This is a genomic window from Tardiphaga sp. 285_C5_N1_2 (genome assembly GCF_052076065.1).
GTDB lineage: Bacteria > Pseudomonadota > Alphaproteobacteria > Rhizobiales > Xanthobacteraceae > Tardiphaga > Tardiphaga robiniae.
On record NZ_CP197241.1, the window covers coordinates 1028498 to 1047057 of the forward strand.

Annotated in this window: 17 protein-coding genes; 11 read left to right on the plus strand and 6 right to left on the minus strand. The window is 61.8% G+C overall.

The window, feature by feature from the left end; genetic code table 11:
• Nucleotides 1-5: 5 nt before the first annotated feature.
• The 4 genes from AB7951_RS04865 to AB7951_RS04880 are packed head-to-tail and all read right to left on the minus strand — an operon-like array spanning nucleotide 6 to nucleotide 4049.
• On the minus strand, nucleotides 6-986 hold the full coding sequence (locus AB7951_RS04865) for an ABC transporter permease (RefSeq protein WP_120293241.1): 981 nt from the start codon (nucleotides 984-986) through the stop codon (nucleotides 6-8).
• Nucleotides 983-1960, minus strand: a complete 978-nt coding sequence (locus tag AB7951_RS04870) for an ABC transporter permease (protein ID WP_199712139.1) — start codon at nucleotides 1958-1960, stop codon at nucleotides 983-985. Before AB7951_RS04870 ends, AB7951_RS04865 begins: the two co-directional genes overlap by 4 nt.
• A complete protein-coding gene (locus AB7951_RS04875; protein ID WP_120293314.1) occupies nucleotides 1957-3528 on the minus strand; it encodes a sugar ABC transporter ATP-binding protein in 1572 nt (523 codons plus the stop codon). Before AB7951_RS04875 ends, AB7951_RS04870 begins: the two co-directional genes overlap by 4 nt.
• Nucleotides 3529-3584: 56 nt before the next feature.
• The gene (locus AB7951_RS04880) at nucleotides 3585-4049 is read right to left on the minus strand and encodes a RidA family protein (RefSeq protein ID WP_158596893.1); all 465 of its coding nucleotides are present in this window, start codon (nucleotides 4047-4049) and stop codon (nucleotides 3585-3587) included.
• Nucleotides 4050-4213: 164 nt separating this feature from the next.
• Here AB7951_RS04880 and AB7951_RS04885 point away from each other — a divergent pair, with 164 nt between their 5' ends.
• Nucleotides 4214-4732, plus strand: coding sequence for a MarR family winged helix-turn-helix transcriptional regulator (locus AB7951_RS04885; RefSeq protein WP_120293245.1), 519 nt, complete (start codon nucleotides 4214-4216; stop codon nucleotides 4730-4732).
• Between the two features lie 92 nt (nucleotides 4733-4824).
• Here the strand turns inward: AB7951_RS04885 and AB7951_RS04890 are convergent, their stop codons facing one another.
• Nucleotides 4825-5976, minus strand: coding sequence for a LacI family DNA-binding transcriptional regulator (locus AB7951_RS04890; protein WP_120293247.1), 1152 nt, complete (start codon nucleotides 5974-5976; stop codon nucleotides 4825-4827).
• Between the two features lie 190 nt (nucleotides 5977-6166).
• Between AB7951_RS04890 and AB7951_RS04895 the strand changes: the two genes are divergently transcribed.
• The 10 genes from AB7951_RS04895 to AB7951_RS04940 all read left to right on the plus strand — a co-directional run bounded on the left by AB7951_RS04895 (nucleotide 6167) and on the right by AB7951_RS04940 (nucleotide 16687).
• The gene (locus AB7951_RS04895) at nucleotides 6167-7246 is read left to right on the plus strand and encodes a maleylacetate reductase (RefSeq protein WP_120293249.1); all 1080 of its coding nucleotides are present in this window, start codon (nucleotides 6167-6169) and stop codon (nucleotides 7244-7246) included.
• The gene (locus tag AB7951_RS04900) at nucleotides 7243-8610 is read left to right on the plus strand and encodes an amidohydrolase family protein (RefSeq protein WP_120293251.1); all 1368 of its coding nucleotides are present in this window, start codon (nucleotides 7243-7245) and stop codon (nucleotides 8608-8610) included. The genes AB7951_RS04895 and AB7951_RS04900 overlap by 4 nt, the downstream gene beginning before the upstream one ends.
• Entirely contained in the window at nucleotides 8607-9524 is a 918-nt protein-coding gene (locus AB7951_RS04905; RefSeq protein WP_439061836.1) for an NAD(P)-dependent oxidoreductase, read from the plus strand. The genes AB7951_RS04900 and AB7951_RS04905 overlap by 4 nt, the downstream gene beginning before the upstream one ends.
• A 9-nt stretch (nucleotides 9525-9533) precedes the next feature.
• Nucleotides 9534-10418 (plus strand): intradiol ring-cleavage dioxygenase, encoded by an 885-nt coding sequence (locus tag AB7951_RS04910; RefSeq protein ID WP_120293255.1) that lies wholly within the window; start codon nucleotides 9534-9536, stop codon nucleotides 10416-10418.
• Between the two features lie 59 nt (nucleotides 10419-10477).
• On the plus strand, nucleotides 10478-11878 hold the full coding sequence (locus AB7951_RS04915; protein ID WP_120293257.1) for an FAD-linked oxidase C-terminal domain-containing protein: 1401 nt from the start codon (nucleotides 10478-10480) through the stop codon (nucleotides 11876-11878).
• Nucleotides 11875-13413: a sugar ABC transporter ATP-binding protein gene (locus AB7951_RS04920; RefSeq protein ID WP_120293259.1), complete on the plus strand. Its 1539-nt coding sequence runs from the start codon at nucleotides 11875-11877 to the stop codon at nucleotides 13411-13413. The genes AB7951_RS04915 and AB7951_RS04920 overlap by 4 nt, the downstream gene beginning before the upstream one ends.
• Nucleotides 13406-14356 (plus strand): ABC transporter permease, encoded by a 951-nt coding sequence (locus AB7951_RS04925; protein WP_089265508.1) that lies wholly within the window; start codon nucleotides 13406-13408, stop codon nucleotides 14354-14356. The genes AB7951_RS04920 and AB7951_RS04925 overlap by 8 nt, the downstream gene beginning before the upstream one ends.
• Nucleotides 14353-15327, plus strand: a complete 975-nt coding sequence (locus AB7951_RS04930) for an ABC transporter permease (protein WP_120293261.1) — start codon at nucleotides 14353-14355, stop codon at nucleotides 15325-15327. The genes AB7951_RS04925 and AB7951_RS04930 overlap by 4 nt, the downstream gene beginning before the upstream one ends.
• Before the next feature lie 36 nt (nucleotides 15328-15363).
• On the plus strand, nucleotides 15364-16335 hold the full coding sequence (locus tag AB7951_RS04935; RefSeq protein WP_120293316.1) for a sugar ABC transporter substrate-binding protein: 972 nt from the start codon (nucleotides 15364-15366) through the stop codon (nucleotides 16333-16335).
• Nucleotides 16336-16399: 64 nt separating this feature from the next.
• Nucleotides 16400-16687: a YciI family protein gene (locus tag AB7951_RS04940; RefSeq protein WP_120293263.1), complete on the plus strand. Its 288-nt coding sequence runs from the start codon at nucleotides 16400-16402 to the stop codon at nucleotides 16685-16687.
• Between the two features lie 148 nt (nucleotides 16688-16835).
• Here the strand turns inward: AB7951_RS04940 and AB7951_RS04945 are convergent, their stop codons facing one another.
• Complete coding sequence (locus AB7951_RS04945) at nucleotides 16836-18473, minus strand: isocitrate lyase (RefSeq protein ID WP_441255705.1); 1638 nt, start codon at nucleotides 18471-18473, stop codon at nucleotides 16836-16838.
• Nucleotides 18474-18560 lie beyond the last annotated feature (87 nt).

Below are 18560 nucleotides of genomic sequence, written 5' to 3' on the forward strand. Positions count from 1 at the left end.
CGGGTCTATCCGCTCCCTGATCGGCGTCGGCTGATGACGAGATCCGCAATGATGGCGACCAGGACGACGGCGCCGTTGACGAAGGGATGCCAGGTCGCTGCAACATTCAGCAGATTGAGGCCGTTGACGATGATGGTGAGCAGGATGGCGCCAAGCACGGTGCCGACGATGTTGCCGTTGCCACCGAACAAGGATGTGCCGCCGACCAGAACTGCGGCGATAGCAGGAAGCAGCAACGGCTCGCCGATTCCGGGCTCGGCGGCATTGAGGCGTGCGAGATAGACGAGAGACGCGATGCCCGCCGTCAAGCCGCTGAGCACATAGAGCAGCAGCCGACGACGCTCGACCGGGACGCCGGACAGCAGCGCGGCGGTCTGGTTGGCGCCCATGAAATACGCCTCGCGGCCGAAGGTCGTGCGGTGCAGGAGGATGCTGCAGGCGAGACAGACCACAAGCGTGATCCAGATCGGCAGCGGAACGCCGAGGAAGAAGCCGGTGCCGAAATAGCGAAACGACATCGGCATGCCGTAGATCGTCTGCCCGGCCATGAACCAGTAGGCGATGCCCTGCGCCACCCACAGCATGCCGAAAGTCGCAAGGAAAGGCGGCAGCTGCAGGCGGTTGATCATCAGCCCGTTAGCGTAACCGATCAGCGTACCGGCGCCGATGGCGACCGCGACGCCGTACCACGGGTTGCCGGTCGTCTTGATCGCGGCTGCGGCGAGACAGGCCGACAGCGTCAGATTGGCACCGACCGACAGATCGAGCCCCCCGCCAATAATGACGAGTGTGAGGCCGGACGCCACGAGAAACAGCAGGCTCGCCTGTCGCAGCATGTTCAGGAGATTGCTCACCGACGCGAATCCGGGATCGACCGCGGTCAACGCGCCGGCGATCAGAGCGATCAGCACGAACCGGCCGAGCAGGGCCGCGGCGTCGGGCGACAGGGACGATGGGCGGATATCGAGCGTTGCCGGGACCGTCATGCCGTACGCCTCATGAATTGTTTGCGCGCCTGGTCGATCAGCAGCGCGAGAATGAGCAGAATGCCGATGCACACGACCTGCAGCGACGAGTCGATGGACAGAATGTTGAGGCCATTGCGCAGTACGGTGATGGCGAGCGCGCCAAGCACGGCTCCGAACAGCCAGCCCTGTCCTTTTTCGAAGGAGGTGCCGCCGAGCACCACCGCGGCAATCGCCTCGAACTCCATGCCGATGCCGACGGTTGGATGCGCTGAATTGGTGCGCCCGATTAGCAGCACGGCAGAGAGACCGATGATCGCGCTGCCGAGCACATAGACGGCGAGGTGGACGAGATTGGCGCGAATGCCGGCGAGACGCAGCGCGTCCTTGTTGCCGCCGATGGCGATCACATAGTTGCCGAGCCGAGTGCGATAGAGCAGTAGCCACAGCGCGGCATAAAGGGCGGCCGCGATCGCGATCGGCGTCGGAATGAACCAAAGCTGGGAGCGATAGAAGGTTTCGATGGCAGGCGTGAAACCGCCGACCGGATCTCCATTGGTGAGTACCAGCGCAATCCCCTGCATCAGCCCCATGGTGCCGAGGGTGACGACGAAAGCGGGCAGCGTCAGATAGGCGATCAGGACGCCGTTGAGGGCGCCAAAGGCGGTGCTGATCGCGAGTGCCGTCGCGCAGGCAGCGAACACGCTCCAGCCTGCGAGAAGCGCTTCAGCGACGATGACGCCACTCAGCCCGAGCAGAGCTCCGGCCGACAGGTCGAGGCCCTCGGTCATAATGATGAGCGTCATCGGCAGGGCGAGCATCAGCAGTAGCGAGGTCTGCAAGCCGACATTGATGAGGTTGGTCTGGGACACGAATCTCGGATTGACGATCGTGAACAGCACCAGCATCAGGATCAGCAGGAGGCCGGCGCCGGGGATTGCGCTGAGGAACTGGCCCATGCCGGACCTGCGCTGCAGCTGGATCGTCACGCTCATTGATGCACCGCCAGTTCGAGGATGGCCCGCTCGGTTAGCTGGTCGCCGGCGAGATGCCCGACGATGCGATGGTCGCGCATGACATAGGCGCGGTCGCAGAGCTGGACGAGCTCCGGCAGTTCCGAACTGATGACGACGACACCGGCCCCGCCATCGACCAGTTGATCGATCAGGCGATAGATCTCCGCCTTGGCGCCGACATCGACACCGCGCGTCGGTTCATCCAGCAGGAACAGCTTGGACCCTGCCGCCAGCCATTTGGCCAGCACGACTTTCTGCTGATTGCCGCCGCTGAGGGTGTGGACGCTCTGGCGCGTGCCATGGGCGGCAATGCCGAGCTGTGCGATCAGCCTGCGTGTGTCCCGCTCGGCTTTGGCCGGTGAGAACCAGCCGGAGGCGAAGCTGCGCCACAACGAGGCGACCGTCGCATTGTCGCGGACATCGAGTGGCAGCGCCAATCCCTCCCGTTTGCGATCTTCCGGGAGCAGGGCCATGCCCGCACGCACCCGTCTGTCCAGTGTGGCCGGCGCGCGCGATCCCAACAGTGAGATCTCGCCGCTTGCGATCGGGTCCGCGCCGAACAAGGCGCGGACCACTTCAGTCCGGCCGGACCCGACGAGGCCGGCAAGCCCCACCACCTCGCCGGCGAGAATTTCGATGGAGATGTCCGACAGTTTGGCCGTGTTCACATCCTTGGCGAACAGGACAGGCTCGCCGGGCGGGCGCGGCGTCCGTGCGAGCTGCGATCCCGATGGTCGCCCGATCATCGCGCCGACCATCTCGGCCTGGCTTTTCTGATCGCGCAGCACGCTGGTCACGACGGCGCCGTCGCGCAGGATGGTGATGCGATCGCCGAGCATCTGCACCTCTTTCATGCGATGGGAGATGTAGACGATGGCGACGCGCTTCTCCGTCAATCGCGCGATAGTTTGAAACAGGCGATCTGATTCACGCTCGGAGATCGCCGCCGTCGGTTCGTCCATCACGAGCACCCGCGCGTTCTGCGAGAGCGCCTTGGCGATCTCCACCATCTGCTGCTGGGCTACGCCGAGATCGGCGGCGTATGCGTGGGTGTCGTAGTCGAGGCCGAGATTGTCGAGGATGGTGTGTGCGGCTGCATGCATAGCCGCGGAATCGACGAGGCCAAAGCGACTGAATGCGGCTTCGCGACCGAGAAAGATGTTCTGCGCGATGTCCAGATACGGGATCAGCGAGAATTCCTGGAAGATGACGGCGATACCAAGTGCGCTGGCATCGGCCGGGCGGGCGACGGCGACTCGCCGGCCCTCGATCTCGATATAACCGCGATCGGCCGCATAGGCGCCGTACAGCGTCTTGATCAGCGTCGACTTTCCCGCACCATTCTGGCCGAGGATGACATGGACCTCACCGGCATAGACGTCGAGCGATACGTTCTTGAGCGCATGCACGCCGGGAAAGGATTTGTCGATACCGACCAGACGCAGGAGCGGCGCATCGGCTTCGCTTCCGGTCGCCCGCGGCGCAGACCCCTTTGGGGCGTGCAGCGTGCGGTCCCCTTGCTCATTTTGATTTTCAGTGCCGTGCATCATTGTCGGCCTCGTTCGACCCGATGACCCGGGGCCGGCGGGAGGTCATATCCGGTCTATTTTTGCACGGGAATGGCGGCGATCATGTCGAGCTCGACACGGGCGCCCTGGGTCGAGAGCTGGTTGATGCAGATGGTGGTGCTGGCCGGCGTCCAGTCGCCGAAATATTCCTTCATCACCTTCACCATACCGTCCTGGTCCCGGATGTCGGTCAGGTACTTCGTCACCTTGACGATGTCGGTCCAGGTCAGCCCTTCGTGATCCAGGATCGACTGGATCGTCTGCATGGCGCGGTGGGTCTGGTCCTCGATCGAATTCGGATGATCGTGCTCCTCCAGAACATGGGGATGCTTGTGATAGAGCGGCGAGGGCGTTGCTCCGGAAATGAAAAGCATGCCGCAGGGCACTTCGACCCGGATCGCTGGTGCATAAGGCATGTCCGGCTTCCGCTCCGGCATCGTCTGGATTTCCTTGACGTGCGGATTGGATGGCGATGTCGCAAAGGCCGGCTTGGCTGTCATGATCATTTCCTCGATGGCGGGCGTTGATAACCTCGTGACCTTCTCGCGAGGGGGCATCCGGTCAACCCGTCACGAAGCGTGAGGTCAAACTATCTTTTAGTCAAGATAAAATATCTTTGCAGAAAGATAGATGAATTTGCATATATTCGGTGCCCCGTGCCTATATGCTGATCATCATGACCACCGATTCGATTGACAAGATCATTGCCGGCTGGGGCCGGCGGCGGCCCGACCTCGACGCCGGCCACCTCGACGTCGTCGGCCGGATTGTCCGGCTGTCCGTGCATATGCGCAGCGCCATCGAGCCCGCACTCGAGGAGCAGGGCTTCAATTGGGAATTGTTCGACCTGCTCCTGACGATTTACCGCCGCGAGGCCGATAGCAGTATCGGTGTTCGACCGACTGACCTCTATGCGGAGTGCCTGCTGTCGTCGGGCGGGCTCACCGCGCGGCTGCGGCGTGCCGAGCAGGACGGCTTCATCGTCAGGCGCCAGGATCCTGAAGATGGCCGTGGTGCTCGGATCACACTTACGGCCAAGGGGCGAAATTCCGTAGACAAGGCGATTGCCCAGCACTTCAAGCTGTCCCGGTCGGTCGACGAGGTCCTGACGGCCAACGAACGCCAAACGCTCACGCGCCTGCTGCGGAAACTTCTGATTTCGGTCGAGAAGCCAGGTCTGTAACGGATCGCGTCTGAGCGCCCCCGTTGTCAGCAAATTTGGATTGGTTGTTCGCACCTTTCCATGTCACCGCCGCAGCATGCGTCAGGTTTCGCTTAGCTTTGTCGGCGTCGTATTCTGACTTCTCTTTTGGTCGCGTCAGAAAAATCTGACGAACGTGTCTTGGTCGGCAGCTTGATCGCGGCGACAGAATCCCGCGCAAGCAAAACCGGCTTCAGTACGATCCGATCGTTTTGAACCGGCGTTCCCTTGATCATCGCAATAAGGATGTGAGACGCCTGCGTTCCTAGTTCCGCAGTCGGTGTACTGATGGTCGTCAGCGCCGGTGCTATCGCATCCATGAACAGCATGTCGTTCATGCCGACCAGCGAGATGTTGCCGGGACATGAAATGCCCTTGTTTCTCAGGTGCCGAAGGCAGCCTACGGCCAGCATGTCGTTGCCAGCCACAATCGCCGTAATATTGGGGTTCTCCGTCAGCAAACGTTCGCAAGCGAACTCGCCTTCCTCGACCGTAAAGGCCTCACCGAATACGGCAGTGGGCGCAACTCCGTCTTGAGCCAGGACTTTGCAAGCGCGCCGAAAGCCGCGATAGCGGTGGTAACCCGTCGAGACATTTTGCGGGCCGCCGACATGAGCAATTTGCCTGTGCCCACACTCGGCGAGATGATGAACCGCCAGTTCCATTGCCTTCGCGTCGTCGACCCGGACGCTCGGAATGAATTCGCTTTCAGGATCGCGAAACACCGCGACGACTGGAATATTCGCCTCGACGCAGGCTGCGATGCCGGGATCGTTTCGCTCGAAGGTCGCGACGATCAGCCCCTCGACGCCTTGCTGGATGAAACGATCGATCAGCGCGGCCTGCCTGAGCGGATGGTTGTCGGTATTGCCGACGATGGTGACGTATCCAATCTCGGCGAACCGGTCCTCAATCGCCCGCACTATGGGGGGATGGACGGGGTCACCAAGGTTCGAAACAATAACGCCGACGGTGCGAGATCGCTGGGTCCGAAGCGCCGATGCCATGGCGTTGGCCCGATATCCCAGCTTCTTCGCGCAAGCTTCGACGCGCTCGATCATTTCTGGGGAGATCAGGTGGCGCTTCTCGGGATTGAGCCCGCGCGACACCGTTGACCAATGGACGCCAGCACACTTCGCGACATCAATGATTGTCTTACGCGACGACCGCTCCTGAAGCGCGGGTGACGTCTTCTTGGTGTTCTTGGTTTTTTTGGGCATCGCCATCCAGCCTGCTCGCGCGCGTCGTCGTATCCGCTAACGATCACGTGAGAATGCCTCATCTTGCACCAATTGACAAACGTGTGCAGAGTTTCTTGACAAACGTGTGCACGGGAATGATGGTAGCGAAAATCCGCTGCATGCCTTGGTGCAATGCAGCAGAAGCGCCCTAACGGCGTCGACGATCAGGGATGGAATGATGGAGAGCTTTGTCTATCAGGCGGCGCCCATGCGGGTCGTCTTCGGCTCGGGACGGCTGGCAGATCTGGCCGCCGAGCTCGACCGACTCGGCGTTAAGCGCGCACTCGTTCTGACGACAGACCAGCAGAAATCTCACGGCGAGCAGATTGCCGCCCTGATCGGTGACAGAGCGGCGGGCGTCTATGCCGGTGCGGTGATGCATACGCCGGTTGATGTGACCGAACTTGCGATGCAGCAGGTCAAGGCTCTGCAGGCCGACGGCATCGTCGCGGTGGGCGGTGGTTCAACCATCGGGCTAAGCAAGGCGATCGCGCTACGGACCGACCTGCCGCAAATCGTCGTACCGACCAGCTATGCCGGGTCCGAAATGACGCCGATCCTGGGTGAGACCCGCGAGGGACTGAAGACCACGCAATCGAGCCCGAAGATACTCCCCGAAACGGTCATCTACGACGTCGACCTGACACGCACATTGCCGCCTGCATTTGCCGTGACATCGGGCGTCAATGCAATCGCTCACGCTGTCGAAGCGCTCTATGCGCGCGATGCCAATCCGGTCGTGTCGTTGATGGCGGAAGAGGGCATTCGCCTGTTCGCCGGCGCGCTGCCGAAGCTCGCGGCTGGCGAGGACAACGCGGCGGCACGCGATGATGCCCTGCGCGCTGCCTGGTTGTGCGGCGCCTGTCTCGGCGCCGTCGGCATGGGGCTGCATCACAAGCTCTGCCATACGCTGGGCGGCACGTTCAATTTGCCACATGCCGAAACCCACACGGTGATCCTGCCGCATGCGATGGCCTATAATGCTCCCGCCGTGCCGGTTGCGGCGGCTCGCGTCGCGCGCGCGCTTGGCGCCGGACAGGCCGCGCAGGGACTATTCGATCTTACGCAGGGACTTGGCGCCAAAGTCGCGTTGCGCGATCTGGGAATGCCGAAGGACGGCATAGAACGCGCCGCCGACCTTGCCGTCAGCAATGCCTACTGGAACCCGCGGCCGCTGGAGCGCGATGCCATCCGCGATCTGATCGCGCAGGCCTGGGCGGGCGAACCTCCGGTCGTAGCGGAGGCGTTGCGATGACGGCGACACGCACGCTCATCAAGTCCGCCACGATCCTGACAATGGACGACACGATCGGCGATCTCGCGCAAGCCGACCTGCTGGTTGATGGCGATCGCATCGTCGACATCCGGCCGGGCCTCGATGCCGGTGATGCGGAGATCGTCGATGGTCGTGGCCGCATCGTCATTCCGGGCCTTGTCAACGCGCATATGCATACGTGGCAAACCGCCTTGCGCGGCTTCTCCGCGAACTGGACGCTTCCTGAATATTTCCGCCGGATGCATGCGGGACTGGCCACGGTCTTTCGTCCCGAGGATATCCATATCGGCACGCTGATGGGCGCGCTGAACCAGATCAATTGCGGCACCACCACGCTGGTTGACTGGTGTCACAACAACCCAACGCCTGCGCATAGTGATAGCGCCGTCGCGGCGCTGAAAAAGAGCGGCATCCGTGCCGCCTTCTTTCACGGCTCGCCGAAGCCGGAGGCGGCGCCGGGGCAGCCGCACTTCTCCGAGGTTCCGCATCCGCGCCATGAGGTCGAGCGCTTCCTGGCAGGGGCACTGTCTAACCGCAGCGACCGCGTCACCCTCGGGCTTGCAATTCTTGGTCCTCATTATTCGACCATGGATGTTGCCATCCATGATTTCGAATTGGCGCGTGAGTTCGATCTGATTGCCTCGATGCATCAGGGCGGAGGCCCGGCCAAGACGCCGGGTGGCTGGGCGAGGCTGATTGCGGCCGGTCTGGTCCGTCCCGGCATCAACATCGTGCACGGCAACGATCTTCCCGACGATCTGCTGCATCAGCTTGTCGATCTCGGCGTGTCGTTCTCGGTCACGCCAGAAAATGAAATGAATCAGGGCCACGGCTACCCGATCACCGGGCGGCTGTTGAAGCTGGGATCGCGGCCATCGCTCGGGGTCGATCTGGAATCCGTGCTGCCTGGCGACATGTTCAATGTTGGCCGCATCGCACTGTCGATGCAACGCGCGCTGGACAACGCCGAGAGTCGGCTGGCCACGGGCGCCATTCCAGCGGGGACGACAATCACGACGCGTGAGGCCTTGCGCTGGATCACCATCGAGGGCGCGCGCATGCTCGGACGTGAAAGCAGCATCGGCTCGCTCACGCCGGGCAAGAAGGCGGATCTGGTCGTCATCAATGCCACGGACCTTAACCTCTGTCCGGTCCATGATCCGGTTTCCACGGTCCTGATGCAGTCCAGCATTGCCAATGTCGAGGCGGTGATGATCGACGGCATCTGGCGCAAGCGGGGCGGACGCCTTCTGGCGGAGAACCTCGACCACAAAAAGAATGAACTCGAGCGATCGGGCATGCGCATCGTCTCCGAGATTGAACGTCAGGAGAAAGCGGCATGACAACCCCGTCGAGAGATCAAGCACAGGCCGTGGCCTGGATCGGTGTTGGCAAGATGGGCTTGCCCATTGCGGGCCGTATGGTGGAGGCCGGTATCCGCGTCACCGGTTACGACCCGGGCCAACAGCGCTTGGTGTTGGCACAGCAGCTTGGGCTTCAGACGGCCAACTCGGCCGCAGACGCCGCTGCAAACCACGCCATCATCTTCACATCGCTGCCCGACGATGCGGCGCTGCGTTCCGTGGTGCTCGGACCAGACGGCTTGCTGAACAAGCTGACACGTGGTGCGGTTCTGATCGAGACGAGCACTGTCAGCGCCGAAATATCAGCGGAGGTTGGTGTCGCGGCGGAGGCAACGGGTATTGCCTATCTGCGCGCTCCGGTGTCCGGCAATGCAGCGATCGCGCATACCGGCGCGCTGACCTGCTTCGTGTCGGGGCCGCGCGACGCGTTCGATGCGGTTCAGCCGGTGCTGGCGACGTTCACGCGCGCGCAAACCTATCTCGGCGTGGCTGAAGAGGCGCGATTTGCCAAGCTCGCGGTTAACCTGATGATCGCGGTGTCTGCCGGAATGATGGCCGAAAGCCTCGCGCTGGCGCGCAAGGGCGGAATCTCCTGGCCGGATATCCTCAAGGTTCTGGACGATAGCGCGATCGCCTCGCCGATGGTCAAGTACAAGACGCCGCCGCTTGCCACGCGCAACTTCGAGTCCACTTTCTCGTGCCGGCAGATGGCCAAGGATCTCGACCTCATCATCGGGGCCGGCCATCACGTCGGCGTGCCGCTGCAACTCGCAGCGCAGGTGCGAGAAATCTACGGATCGCTTGTTGCCCAAGGAGATGGCGAATCCGATTTCATCGCCACCGTGCGCCATGTCGAGCGACTGTCGGGTCTCGGCGAGCCGAAGCTTGGGTGAGGGGAGGCCATGCGGAATTTCAACGAGAACACCATCACCGACGCCGTGCTGGATCGCATCACGGATGCCGGCCAGCCGCGGATCAGGCAGATCAGCGAGGCGCTGGTACGCCATCTGCATGCCTTCGTCCGGGAGATTCGGCCGACCCAGAGGGAGTGGGAGCAGGGCATCGAATTCCTGACGCGTACCGGTCACATGTGCGACGATAAGCGCCAGGAGTTCATCCTGCTTTCGGATACGCTCGGGGTGTCGATGTTGGTCGATGCTATCAATCATGGTGCCGAAAAAGGTGTGACGGACACGACCGTGCTCGGGCCGTTCTTCGTCCAGGCGGCCCCGGAGAAGAAGCTTGGCGAAGACATCTCCGGTGGCATGGAGGGCGATCCGATGATCGTGACGGGATCGGTCTCGACGCCGGATGGTAAGCCGATCGCAAATGCGACAATCGACGTCTGGCACTCCGACGACGACGGGTATTACGATGTTCAGCAGCTCGACAAGATCGGCGATCTGGCGATGCGTGCGCGGTTTCATGCCGATGCCGAGGGCCGTTTCCGGTTCTGGTCGATCAAGCCAGCGGCCTATCCGATCCCGCATGACGGGCCGGTCGGCGATATGCTCACGGCTCAGGGGCGTCATCCGTGGCGGCCCGCCCATGTTCACTTCATGATCTCGGCGCCTGGCTTCGAGCAACTGGTGACGCATGTGTTCGTCGCGGGCGACAAGTATCTCGACTCCGACGTCGTCTTCGGCGTCAAAGATACGCTCATTCGCGAATTCGCCCGCAAAGATGCCGGCGAAGCTCCCGACGGGCGCATGCAGAACACGCCTTACTATCATTTGAATTACGATTTCGGTTTGAAGCCAGACGCCAACAAGGCGCATGCTGTCTAGCTAACAATGCGCATCAAGGGCCGCAGAGCCTGAGCGCTGATATGGAAGGGGAGGATGCTATGGGAGCGCCAGTGAGCGCCGAGACGGCCGTGGTCCGTCTGAACGAGATCATTGGGGCGCGCGCGACGATCGCGCGCGGCGTGCTCGATGATCACGGCCGCAGCGAGGCCTATCACGCCAGTCGTCCACCGGACGTCGTGGTGTTTCCGGAGACCACGCAGGAAGTCGCTGAGATCGTGAAACTCTGCGGCGAGCTCGGTATGCCGGTCGTTCCATTCGGCGCGGGCACCTCGCTCGAAGGCAACGCAGCATCGGTGGCTGGCGGCGTCTGTATCGATTTTGCGCGGATGAACCGCGTGCTCCGGGTGCATGACAAGGACCTCGATGTCGTCGTGCAGCCTGGCATCACCCGCAAGCAACTCAACGCGCATCTGCGCGACACCGGATTGTTCTTTCCGATCGATCCCGGCGCCGATGCGTCGATCGGCGGCATGACCTCGACGCGCGCGTCCGGGACTATGGCCGTCCGCTACGGCACCATGAAGGACAACGTGCTTGCGCTCGAAGTCGTGCTGCCGGATGGGCGGGTGATCCGTACCAGCCAGCGCGCCCGCAAATCGTCAGCCGGTTACGATCTCACCCGGCTGTTCGTCGGCTCCGAGGGCACGCTCGGCGTGATCACCGAAATTACCCTGAAATTGCATCCATGGCCGCAGGCGATCTCGTCCGCTGTCTGCAGTTTTGGGCGGCTCGATCAAGCGATCGATGCCGCGATCGAGGTGATCCAGTCGGGCATTCCGGTCGCGCGGATGGAACTGCTGGATGAAGTCATGATGCGCGGCATAAATGGTTATTCCAAACTTGGCTATCGCGAGGCGCCGACGCTGTTCTTTGAATTCCACGGCACCGAGGCGAGCGTCGCGGAGCAGGCCGAACTGGCGGAGGCGATCGCCGCCGAGCATGACGGCCAAGGCTTCCAATGGGCGCGTGCGGCGGAAGAGCGGACGAAGCTGTGGCATGCCCGCGACAACACGCTCTATGCGGGTCTCAGCCTGAAGCCGGGCGCCAAGGCCATGATCACGGATGTCTGCGTGCCGATCTCACGGCTGACGGAATGTCTCACCGAAACCCGCCGCGATATCGATGCCAATGGACTGATCGCGCCCGTGGTGGGCCATGTCGGCGACGGGAATTTCCATCTGCTGATCCTGATCGACCAGGACAATGCCGACGAAGTCGCGCGTGCCAAGGCGCTGCACGCGCGGTTGGTGGCGCGGGCAATCGCGATGGAGGGCACCTGCACCGGCGAGCACGGCATCGGCACCGGCAAGATCAGTTTCCTCCAGGACGAGCTCGGCGACGCCGTCGATATCATGCGTGGCATCAAGGCGTCGATCGATCCGAAAGGCATGATGAACCCCGGCAAGATCTTCTTGCCCAATGCACCGGTGATGGCATGACGCAACTCGCGCAGTCCAAGGCTGCCGTGTCGATCGTTCACGCGGCACCGCCGCTGTTCGAACTGCGCGGCATCTCCAAGGAATTTCCGGGAGTGAAGGCACTCGACGATGTGTCATTCTCGGTCTGGCCAGGCGAGGTGCATATGCTGCTCGGCGAGAACGGAGCAGGCAAATCGAGTCTGATGAAAGTGCTGTGTGGGGCCTATCGCGCCGATAGCGGCTCGTTCCACTATAACGGCGAGACAGTCGAGATCGCGTCGCCAGCCGATGCGCAGAAGCTCGGCATCGCCGTCATCTTCCAGGAATTCTCGCTGGTCCCCTATCTCGACATCGCGCAGAACATCTTCCTCGGACGCGAGCCGGCAGGACGTGTTCCCGGCACGATCGATCGCAAGAAAATTCTGGCCGATGCCAAGCGCGTGCTGGATTCGATTGGATTCGACATCGATCCGGCGATCCGGATCGAGAAGCTGGGCGTCGCCCAGCAGCAGATGGTGGAGATTGCAAAGGCCATCAGCCAGAACGCGCGAATTCTCGTGATGGATGAGCCAACGGCGGCGCTGTCCGATCGCGAGACGGAATTGCTGTTCGCACTGATCGCGCGGCTCAAGGCAGACGGCGTCGCCATCATCTACATTTCGCACCGCATGGCGGAGGTGTTCTCGCTCGGTGACCGCATCACGGTGCTGCGCGATGGGCGTCGTATCGATGAAGTAAAACCCGGGGCCGTATCATCGGACGATCTGGTCCGGATGATGGTCGGTCGCAGCGTCGATATGAGCTATCCGCGGACCTTCGCCGAGTCCCCTGGCAAGGTCATGCTCGAGGTGAAGGGTCTCGCCTCTGCCTCCGGCATTGCGGGCATCGACCTGGTCGTGCGGCAAGGCGAGATCGTCGGGCTGTGCGGGCTGGTCGGCTCGGGGCGCACCGAAGTGGTGCGGGCCATTTTCGGAGCCGACAAGGCGACCGCGGGACAGATCCTGTTCGACGGCCGGGAGAAATCCGGCGGTCCGGACGAAGCAGCCAGACTGGGGCTCGCGCTGATTCCGGAAAGCCGCAAGGCCGAAGGTCTGGCTCTGATCCGCTCCGTCGGAGACAACCTGATCGTTTCCGCGCTACGCAAGATCTTTCCGCGTGGCTTCTTCGATCAGGGGAAATCCAGGCAGGTTGCCAATGATCTGATCCGGCAGTTGAGGATCGCGACCCCATCGGACAAGCAGGCCGTGGGTCTTCTGTCCGGCGGCAACCAGCAGAAGGTCGTCATCGGCAAATGGCTGGCGGCCGGCGCCAAGCTGTTCATCTTCGACGAACCGACACGCGGCATCGATGTCGGAGCCAAAGCCGAGATCTTCGCGCTCATCGACCGGCTGGTCGCAGATGGTGCCGCTGCGCTGATGATCTCGTCGGAGCAGGCGGAAATCTGCCACGTCTGCGATCGCGCCTATGTCATGTGCGACGGACGGATCGCGGGTGAACTGGCTCGCCACGAACTGAGTGAGGAAAACATCGTGAAGTTGGGGATGCATCATGCGTGAACAAGCGATGGTATTAAACACCAATCCGCTTCAGCGGATTCCCGGCGTTGCCGTCATGCTGGTGCTGCTATGTGTTGTCTTCAGCCTGATGACGCCCGGCTTCCTGACGGTGCCGAATATCTCCAACGTGCTCGTCCAATCGACGATTCTGTTGATGCTGGCGCTTCCGATGACGCTGATCATCATGACCGAAGGTCTCGACCTGTCGATGGGCGCAGTGCTGACGCTGACCTCGCTGATCGTCGCCATCGTCGCTTTGGCCACTGGCTCGCTGCTGCTCGGTCTGCTTGCGGCAATGGCCGTTGGAATCTTGTTCGGGACGGTCAACGGCTGGCTGGTGGCCGTTGTCGGCATTCCTCCCTTTGTCGCCACGCTGGGTACACTCGGGATGGCGCAGGGGCTCTCGCTGATCGTCAGCGATGGCCAGAGCGTCGTCGGCATGCCAGCGGCCGTTCGCGGCGTCTATTCCGGAACGCTCGGCGGCGTTCCGCTTCCGATCGTGCTGGGGCTGGGAAGCTATCTTGCCTTCCACGGATTGCTCTACCACACCCGTTTCGGGACTTACATTTTCGCACTCGGCGGCAACCGTGAAGCGCTGAAATTCGCCGGCATCTCGGCCCGACGCTTGCTGATCCTCGTCTACGCGCTCGGCGGCGCCATGGTCGGTCTGGCCGGTCTCCTGATGACCGCGCGCATGAACTCCGGGCATCCAACCGCTGGCCTCGGTCTTGAGTTCGATGCCATTGCCGCGGTCGCCGTCGGCGGCACGTCGTTCGAACGCGGCAATGGCTGGCTGCTCGGCACCTTGCTCGGTGTGGTCACCGTGGGTGTGCTGCGCAACGGATTGAATCTGCTGGCGCTGCCGTCTTCGATCCAGGTGGCAAGCGTCGGCTTGCTGGTAATTGCAGCCTTGTTCGTCGATGGATTGCGGAGCCGATCATGACCGATATCTCAAAGCCGATCACAAGCGGGCGAATGTTGCTCTCCGACGAGATGATCCAGGTATTCTATCGCCTGCTCGCCGCGTTTCTGATCTGTGCGGCGCTGACCATCCTGACCAACTCGTTCTTCAGTCTCGGCAACATCCTCAACGTCCTGCGTCAGGCGAGTCTGCTGTTCTTCATTGCGTCGGGTCTGACTTTGGTGGTGCTGACAGGTGGCCTCGACCTTTCGATTGGTGCCAATGTCGCCATTTCCGCCTGTATTGCCGGAACGGTGATTCATCAGACGGGCTCGCCGACCTTGGGGGTACTGACAGGCATCGGCGTCGGTGGCGCGGTGGGGATGCTGAACGGCGTGATGGTGACGGCGCTTCGAATCCCATCTTTCATTGCGACCTACGGGATGCTGTGGGTGCTGCACGGCATCACCTACTGGTACATGGGCGGAGAGACCATGCACGGATTCCCGGCTGGCTTTCGCCAGATCGGCAGTGGCTATTTTCTCGGTCTTCCGATCCCGGTCTATCTGTTGCTGGTCTTCCTCGCTATCGGAACCATTTTCGCGCAGCGCACCACATGGGGACAGGAAATCTATGCCATCGGCGCCAACCCGGTCGCCGCGCGATTGTCGGGCATTCCCGTCGCTCGCCGGCTTCTGCTGGTCTACACAGTGTCCGGCGCGATGGCCGGGCTCGCCTCGATCATCTTTCTTGCGCGACTGAACTCTGCCGAAGCCGACATCGGAGAAAGCTTGACACTGCCGGCGATCGCGGCGGTTCTGATCGGGGGCACCTCGCTGTTTGGTGGTCTCGGAACGGTGTTTGGCACGTTCGTCGGCGCACTCATTTTGACCCTGGTCCTCAATGGCATGAACCTGTTGTCGGTCAACGCGAGTTGGCAGCCACTGGTGACAGGCGTCATCGTCATTCTGGCAGTATGGCTGGATATGAAAACACGGCGCCGTGCGGCGTAAGTGTTCGATCTCAAAAACAAAACGGAGGGAACGACTATGAAGAAAGCCTATGGCGCGCTTGCTGCATTGCTTCTGACGACATCACTCTCATCCCACGCGTTCGCAGACGGCGAGACGATCGCGGTGTTTACCAAAAACCAGACCAATCCGTACTTCCAGACCGTGCGAGTCGGGTCCGACGCAGCCGCCAAGGCGATGAAGGCAAAGACGCTGCATTACATCCCGACAAAGCCGGACAGCATTCCGGAGCAGCTCAGCCAGATTGAGGACGTGGTGGTGAAGAAGCCGTCGGCGATCGTCTTCATCCCGGTCGACTACAAGGCGATGGTCCCCGGCGTCGAGAAGATCAATGACGCAAAGATCCCGGTCGTGAACGTGACGGATCGTTCCGCCGGCGGCAAGTTTGTCGCCTTTGTCGGTGCCGACGATTATAGTCTGGGTCTCGAGACCGGGCGCTATCTGCTGAAGACGCTCGGCGGCAAGGGCAATTTTGTGATCATTGAGGGCGTCAAAGGATCCTTGACGAGCATCGACCGCGTCCGCGGCTTCAACGACGCCTTGAAGGAAAATCCGGGAGCCAAGCTGCTGGCGTCGCAGCCCGGCAACTATCAGCGGCTGCAGGCGCTCCAGGTCATGGAGAATCTCATGCAGTCGAATACCCAGATCGACGGCGTACTGGCCGCCAACGACGCAATGGCGATCGGCGCGATCGAGGCGCTCGACGGTGCCAATCGCAAGGCCCAGGTCATCGGCGTCAATGGCACCAAGGAGGCAATCGACGCGATCAAGTCCGGGAAGTTGCTGGCGAGCGGCGACTACAATGGCTTCATGCAGGGATGCCTCGGCATGATGATCGCCATTCGTTCGCTGCGCAACGAGCCGGTGATCACCGAGATCGTTCTCAAACCCACGGTAATCGGCAAGGAGAACTATCAGCCCTACGACGTGCCGCTGGAATCGCGCACCTGTCCGAGCTGGGACGAGGCTGCGAAGCTCGGCACTAAATAACATCTGTGCCACCAGGACGGTCGCCGCGGAACGGCGGCCGTCTTCTGCTTTTCAGGAGCTACTTATGCTGTTTGCCATCCATGGCGTCGATCATGCCGGCGCGCTTGACAGGCGCTTGTCTCACTACGAGGCTCACAAGGCCTTTTTGTCCGACACCTCGGCCTATGACGTGACGATCGTCATGTCCGGTCCGCTGACAGCCGATGACGGCCAGACCATGATTGGCAGTCTGTTTCTCGTCGAGGCCGCCGACCGCGCGGCGGTCGAAAGATTTCATCACGCCGATCCGTTCTTTGCCGCCGGCATCTGGCAGACCGTCACGATTACCGGGTTCCTGCGCCGACAGGGATAAGCGCAACGCCCTCCGGGGCTCATGGCGGCCCGCCATCCGGATAGCCTGTTGGTGAGACAGTCGTTCGGCGTTTGAACGCCGACAACGAAATCAGCCTGGGATCTGACAAGATCCCAGGCTGATTTTATGATGAGCTGAACCGTAACGATTAGCCGAACTGGTTCATCGTGTTGTGCGCGCCGCCCGCCTTCAGGGCCGCCTCACCGGCGAAGTATTCCTTGTGCTCGTCGCCGATGTCCGAACCCGCCATGTTCTGATGCTTCGCGCAGGCGATGCCTTGACGGATTTCCGCGCGCTGGACGTTCTTGACGTAGCCCAGCATGCCCTGTTCGCCGAAATATTCCTTGGCGAGGTTGTCGGTAGACAGCGCAGCCGTGTGATAGGTCGGCAGCGTGATCAGGTGATGGAAGATGCCGGCACGCTTGGCTGAATCAGCCTGGAATGTTCGGATGAGTTCGTCGGCTTCGACCGCCAGCGGCGTGCTGTCGTACTCCACCTTCATCAGCTCGGCGCGGTTGTACTTGCTGACATCCTTGCCGGCCTCCTTCATCGCGTCATAGACCTGCCAACGGAAGTTCAGCGTCCAGTTGAACGACGGCGAGTTGTTGTAGGCCAGCTTCGCATTCGGGATCACCTCACGAACGCGATCAACCATCTTGGCGATCTGCTCGATGTTCGGCTTCTCGGTTTCGATCCACAGCAGGTCGGCGCCGTTCTGCAGCGAGGTGATGCAGTCGAGGACGCAGCGGTCCTGACCGGTGCCTTCGCGGAACTGGTACAGGTTGCTGGCAAGACGCTTCGGGCGCATCAGCTTTCCATTACGCGTAATGACGACGTCGCCGTTGCCGATCTTTGAGGCGTCGATTTCCTCGCAATCAAGGAAGCTGTTGTACTGGTCGCCGATGTCACCCGGCTTGTGGCTGACGGCGATCTGCTGGGTCAGGCCGGCGCCGAGCGAGTCGGTGCGGGTGACGATGATGCCGTCTTCGACGCCCATTTCGAGGAAGGCGTGACGGCAGGCGCGGATCTTCGCGAGGAAGACCTCGTGCGGCACGGTGACCTTGCCGTCCTGATGGCCGCACTGCTTCTCGTCCGAGACCTGGTTCTCGATCTGCAGGGCACCGGCGCCGGCTTCGATCATCTTCTTGGCGAGCAGATAGGTCGCTTCAGCGTTGCCGAAGCCGGCATCGATATCGGCGATGACGGGAACGACGTGGGTCTGGAAGTTGTCGATCTTGTTGATCAGTTCTTCTTCCTTTGCCTTGTCGCCAGCCTTGCGAGCGGCGTCGAGGCTGCGGAAGATGTCGTTGAGCTCGCGCGAGTCAGCCTGACGAAGGAAGGTGTAGAGCTCCTCGATCAGAGCCGGGACCGAAGTCTTCTCGTGCATCGACTGATCCGGCAGCGGGCCGAATTCCGAGCGCAGCGCCGCGATCATCCAGCCCGAGAGGTACAGGTAGGTGCGGTCGGTGGTGCCGAAATGCTTCTTGACCGAGATCAGCTTCTGCTGCGCGATAAAGCCGTGCCAGCAGCCGAGCGACTGAGTGTACTTGGTGGTGTCTGCATCATAGGCGGCCATGTCGGCACGCATCAGCGATGCCGTGTAGCGTGCAACGTCGAGACCGGTCTTGAAGCGGTTCTGCAGGCGCATGCGTGCGACGGCCTCGGCGGTCACGCCGTTCCAGGTGTCCTTGGTCTTGAGCAGCGCCGACGCCGCCTCGACTTCGCTCCGATAGGAGCCGGTGCCGAGGATGGTCTGGTTGCTGATCCCGCGTGGCTGGAAGTTCATTGTCTCGATTCCTTTGGCTGACGAAAACCTGTCCTTGGTTGTAATCGCGGGATCGCCAGCCGCTAGACGGAACGCAGATAACTTGTC

Coding starts and splice junctions, on each gene's coding strand:
- AB7951_RS04920 (WP_120293259.1), top strand. CDS start 11,875: ATGACGCAACTCGCGCAGTCCAAGGCTGCCGTGTCGATCGTTCACGCG.
- AB7951_RS04900 (WP_120293251.1), top strand. CDS start 7,243: ATGACGGCGACACGCACGCTCATCAAGTCCGCCACGATCCTGACAATG.
- AB7951_RS04945 (WP_441255705.1), bottom strand. CDS start 18,473: ATGAACTTCCAGCCACGCGGGATCAGCAACCAGACCATCCTCGGCACC.
- AB7951_RS04925 (WP_089265508.1), top strand. CDS start 13,406: ATGCGTGAACAAGCGATGGTATTAAACACCAATCCGCTTCAGCGGATT.
- AB7951_RS04875 (WP_120293314.1), bottom strand. CDS start 3,528: ATGCACGGCACTGAAAATCAAAATGAGCAAGGGGACCGCACGCTGCAC.
- AB7951_RS04935 (WP_120293316.1), top strand. CDS start 15,364: ATGAAGAAAGCCTATGGCGCGCTTGCTGCATTGCTTCTGACGACATCA.
- AB7951_RS04885 (WP_120293245.1), top strand. CDS start 4,214: ATGCTGATCATCATGACCACCGATTCGATTGACAAGATCATTGCCGGC.
- AB7951_RS04915 (WP_120293257.1), top strand. CDS start 10,478: ATGGGAGCGCCAGTGAGCGCCGAGACGGCCGTGGTCCGTCTGAACGAG.
- AB7951_RS04890 (WP_120293247.1), bottom strand. CDS start 5,976: ATGGCGATGCCCAAAAAAACCAAGAACACCAAGAAGACGTCACCCGCG.
- AB7951_RS04910 (WP_120293255.1), top strand. CDS start 9,534: ATGCGGAATTTCAACGAGAACACCATCACCGACGCCGTGCTGGATCGC.
- AB7951_RS04880 (WP_158596893.1), bottom strand. CDS start 4,049: ATGACAGCCAAGCCGGCCTTTGCGACATCGCCATCCAATCCGCACGTC.
- AB7951_RS04930 (WP_120293261.1), top strand. CDS start 14,353: ATGACCGATATCTCAAAGCCGATCACAAGCGGGCGAATGTTGCTCTCC.
- AB7951_RS04895 (WP_120293249.1), top strand. CDS start 6,167: ATGATGGAGAGCTTTGTCTATCAGGCGGCGCCCATGCGGGTCGTCTTC.
- AB7951_RS04940 (WP_120293263.1), top strand. CDS start 16,400: ATGCTGTTTGCCATCCATGGCGTCGATCATGCCGGCGCGCTTGACAGG.
- AB7951_RS04865 (WP_120293241.1), bottom strand. CDS start 986: ATGACGGTCCCGGCAACGCTCGATATCCGCCCATCGTCCCTGTCGCCC.
- AB7951_RS04870 (WP_199712139.1), bottom strand. CDS start 1,960: ATGAGCGTGACGATCCAGCTGCAGCGCAGGTCCGGCATGGGCCAGTTC.
- AB7951_RS04905 (WP_439061836.1), top strand. CDS start 8,607: ATGACAACCCCGTCGAGAGATCAAGCACAGGCCGTGGCCTGGATCGGT.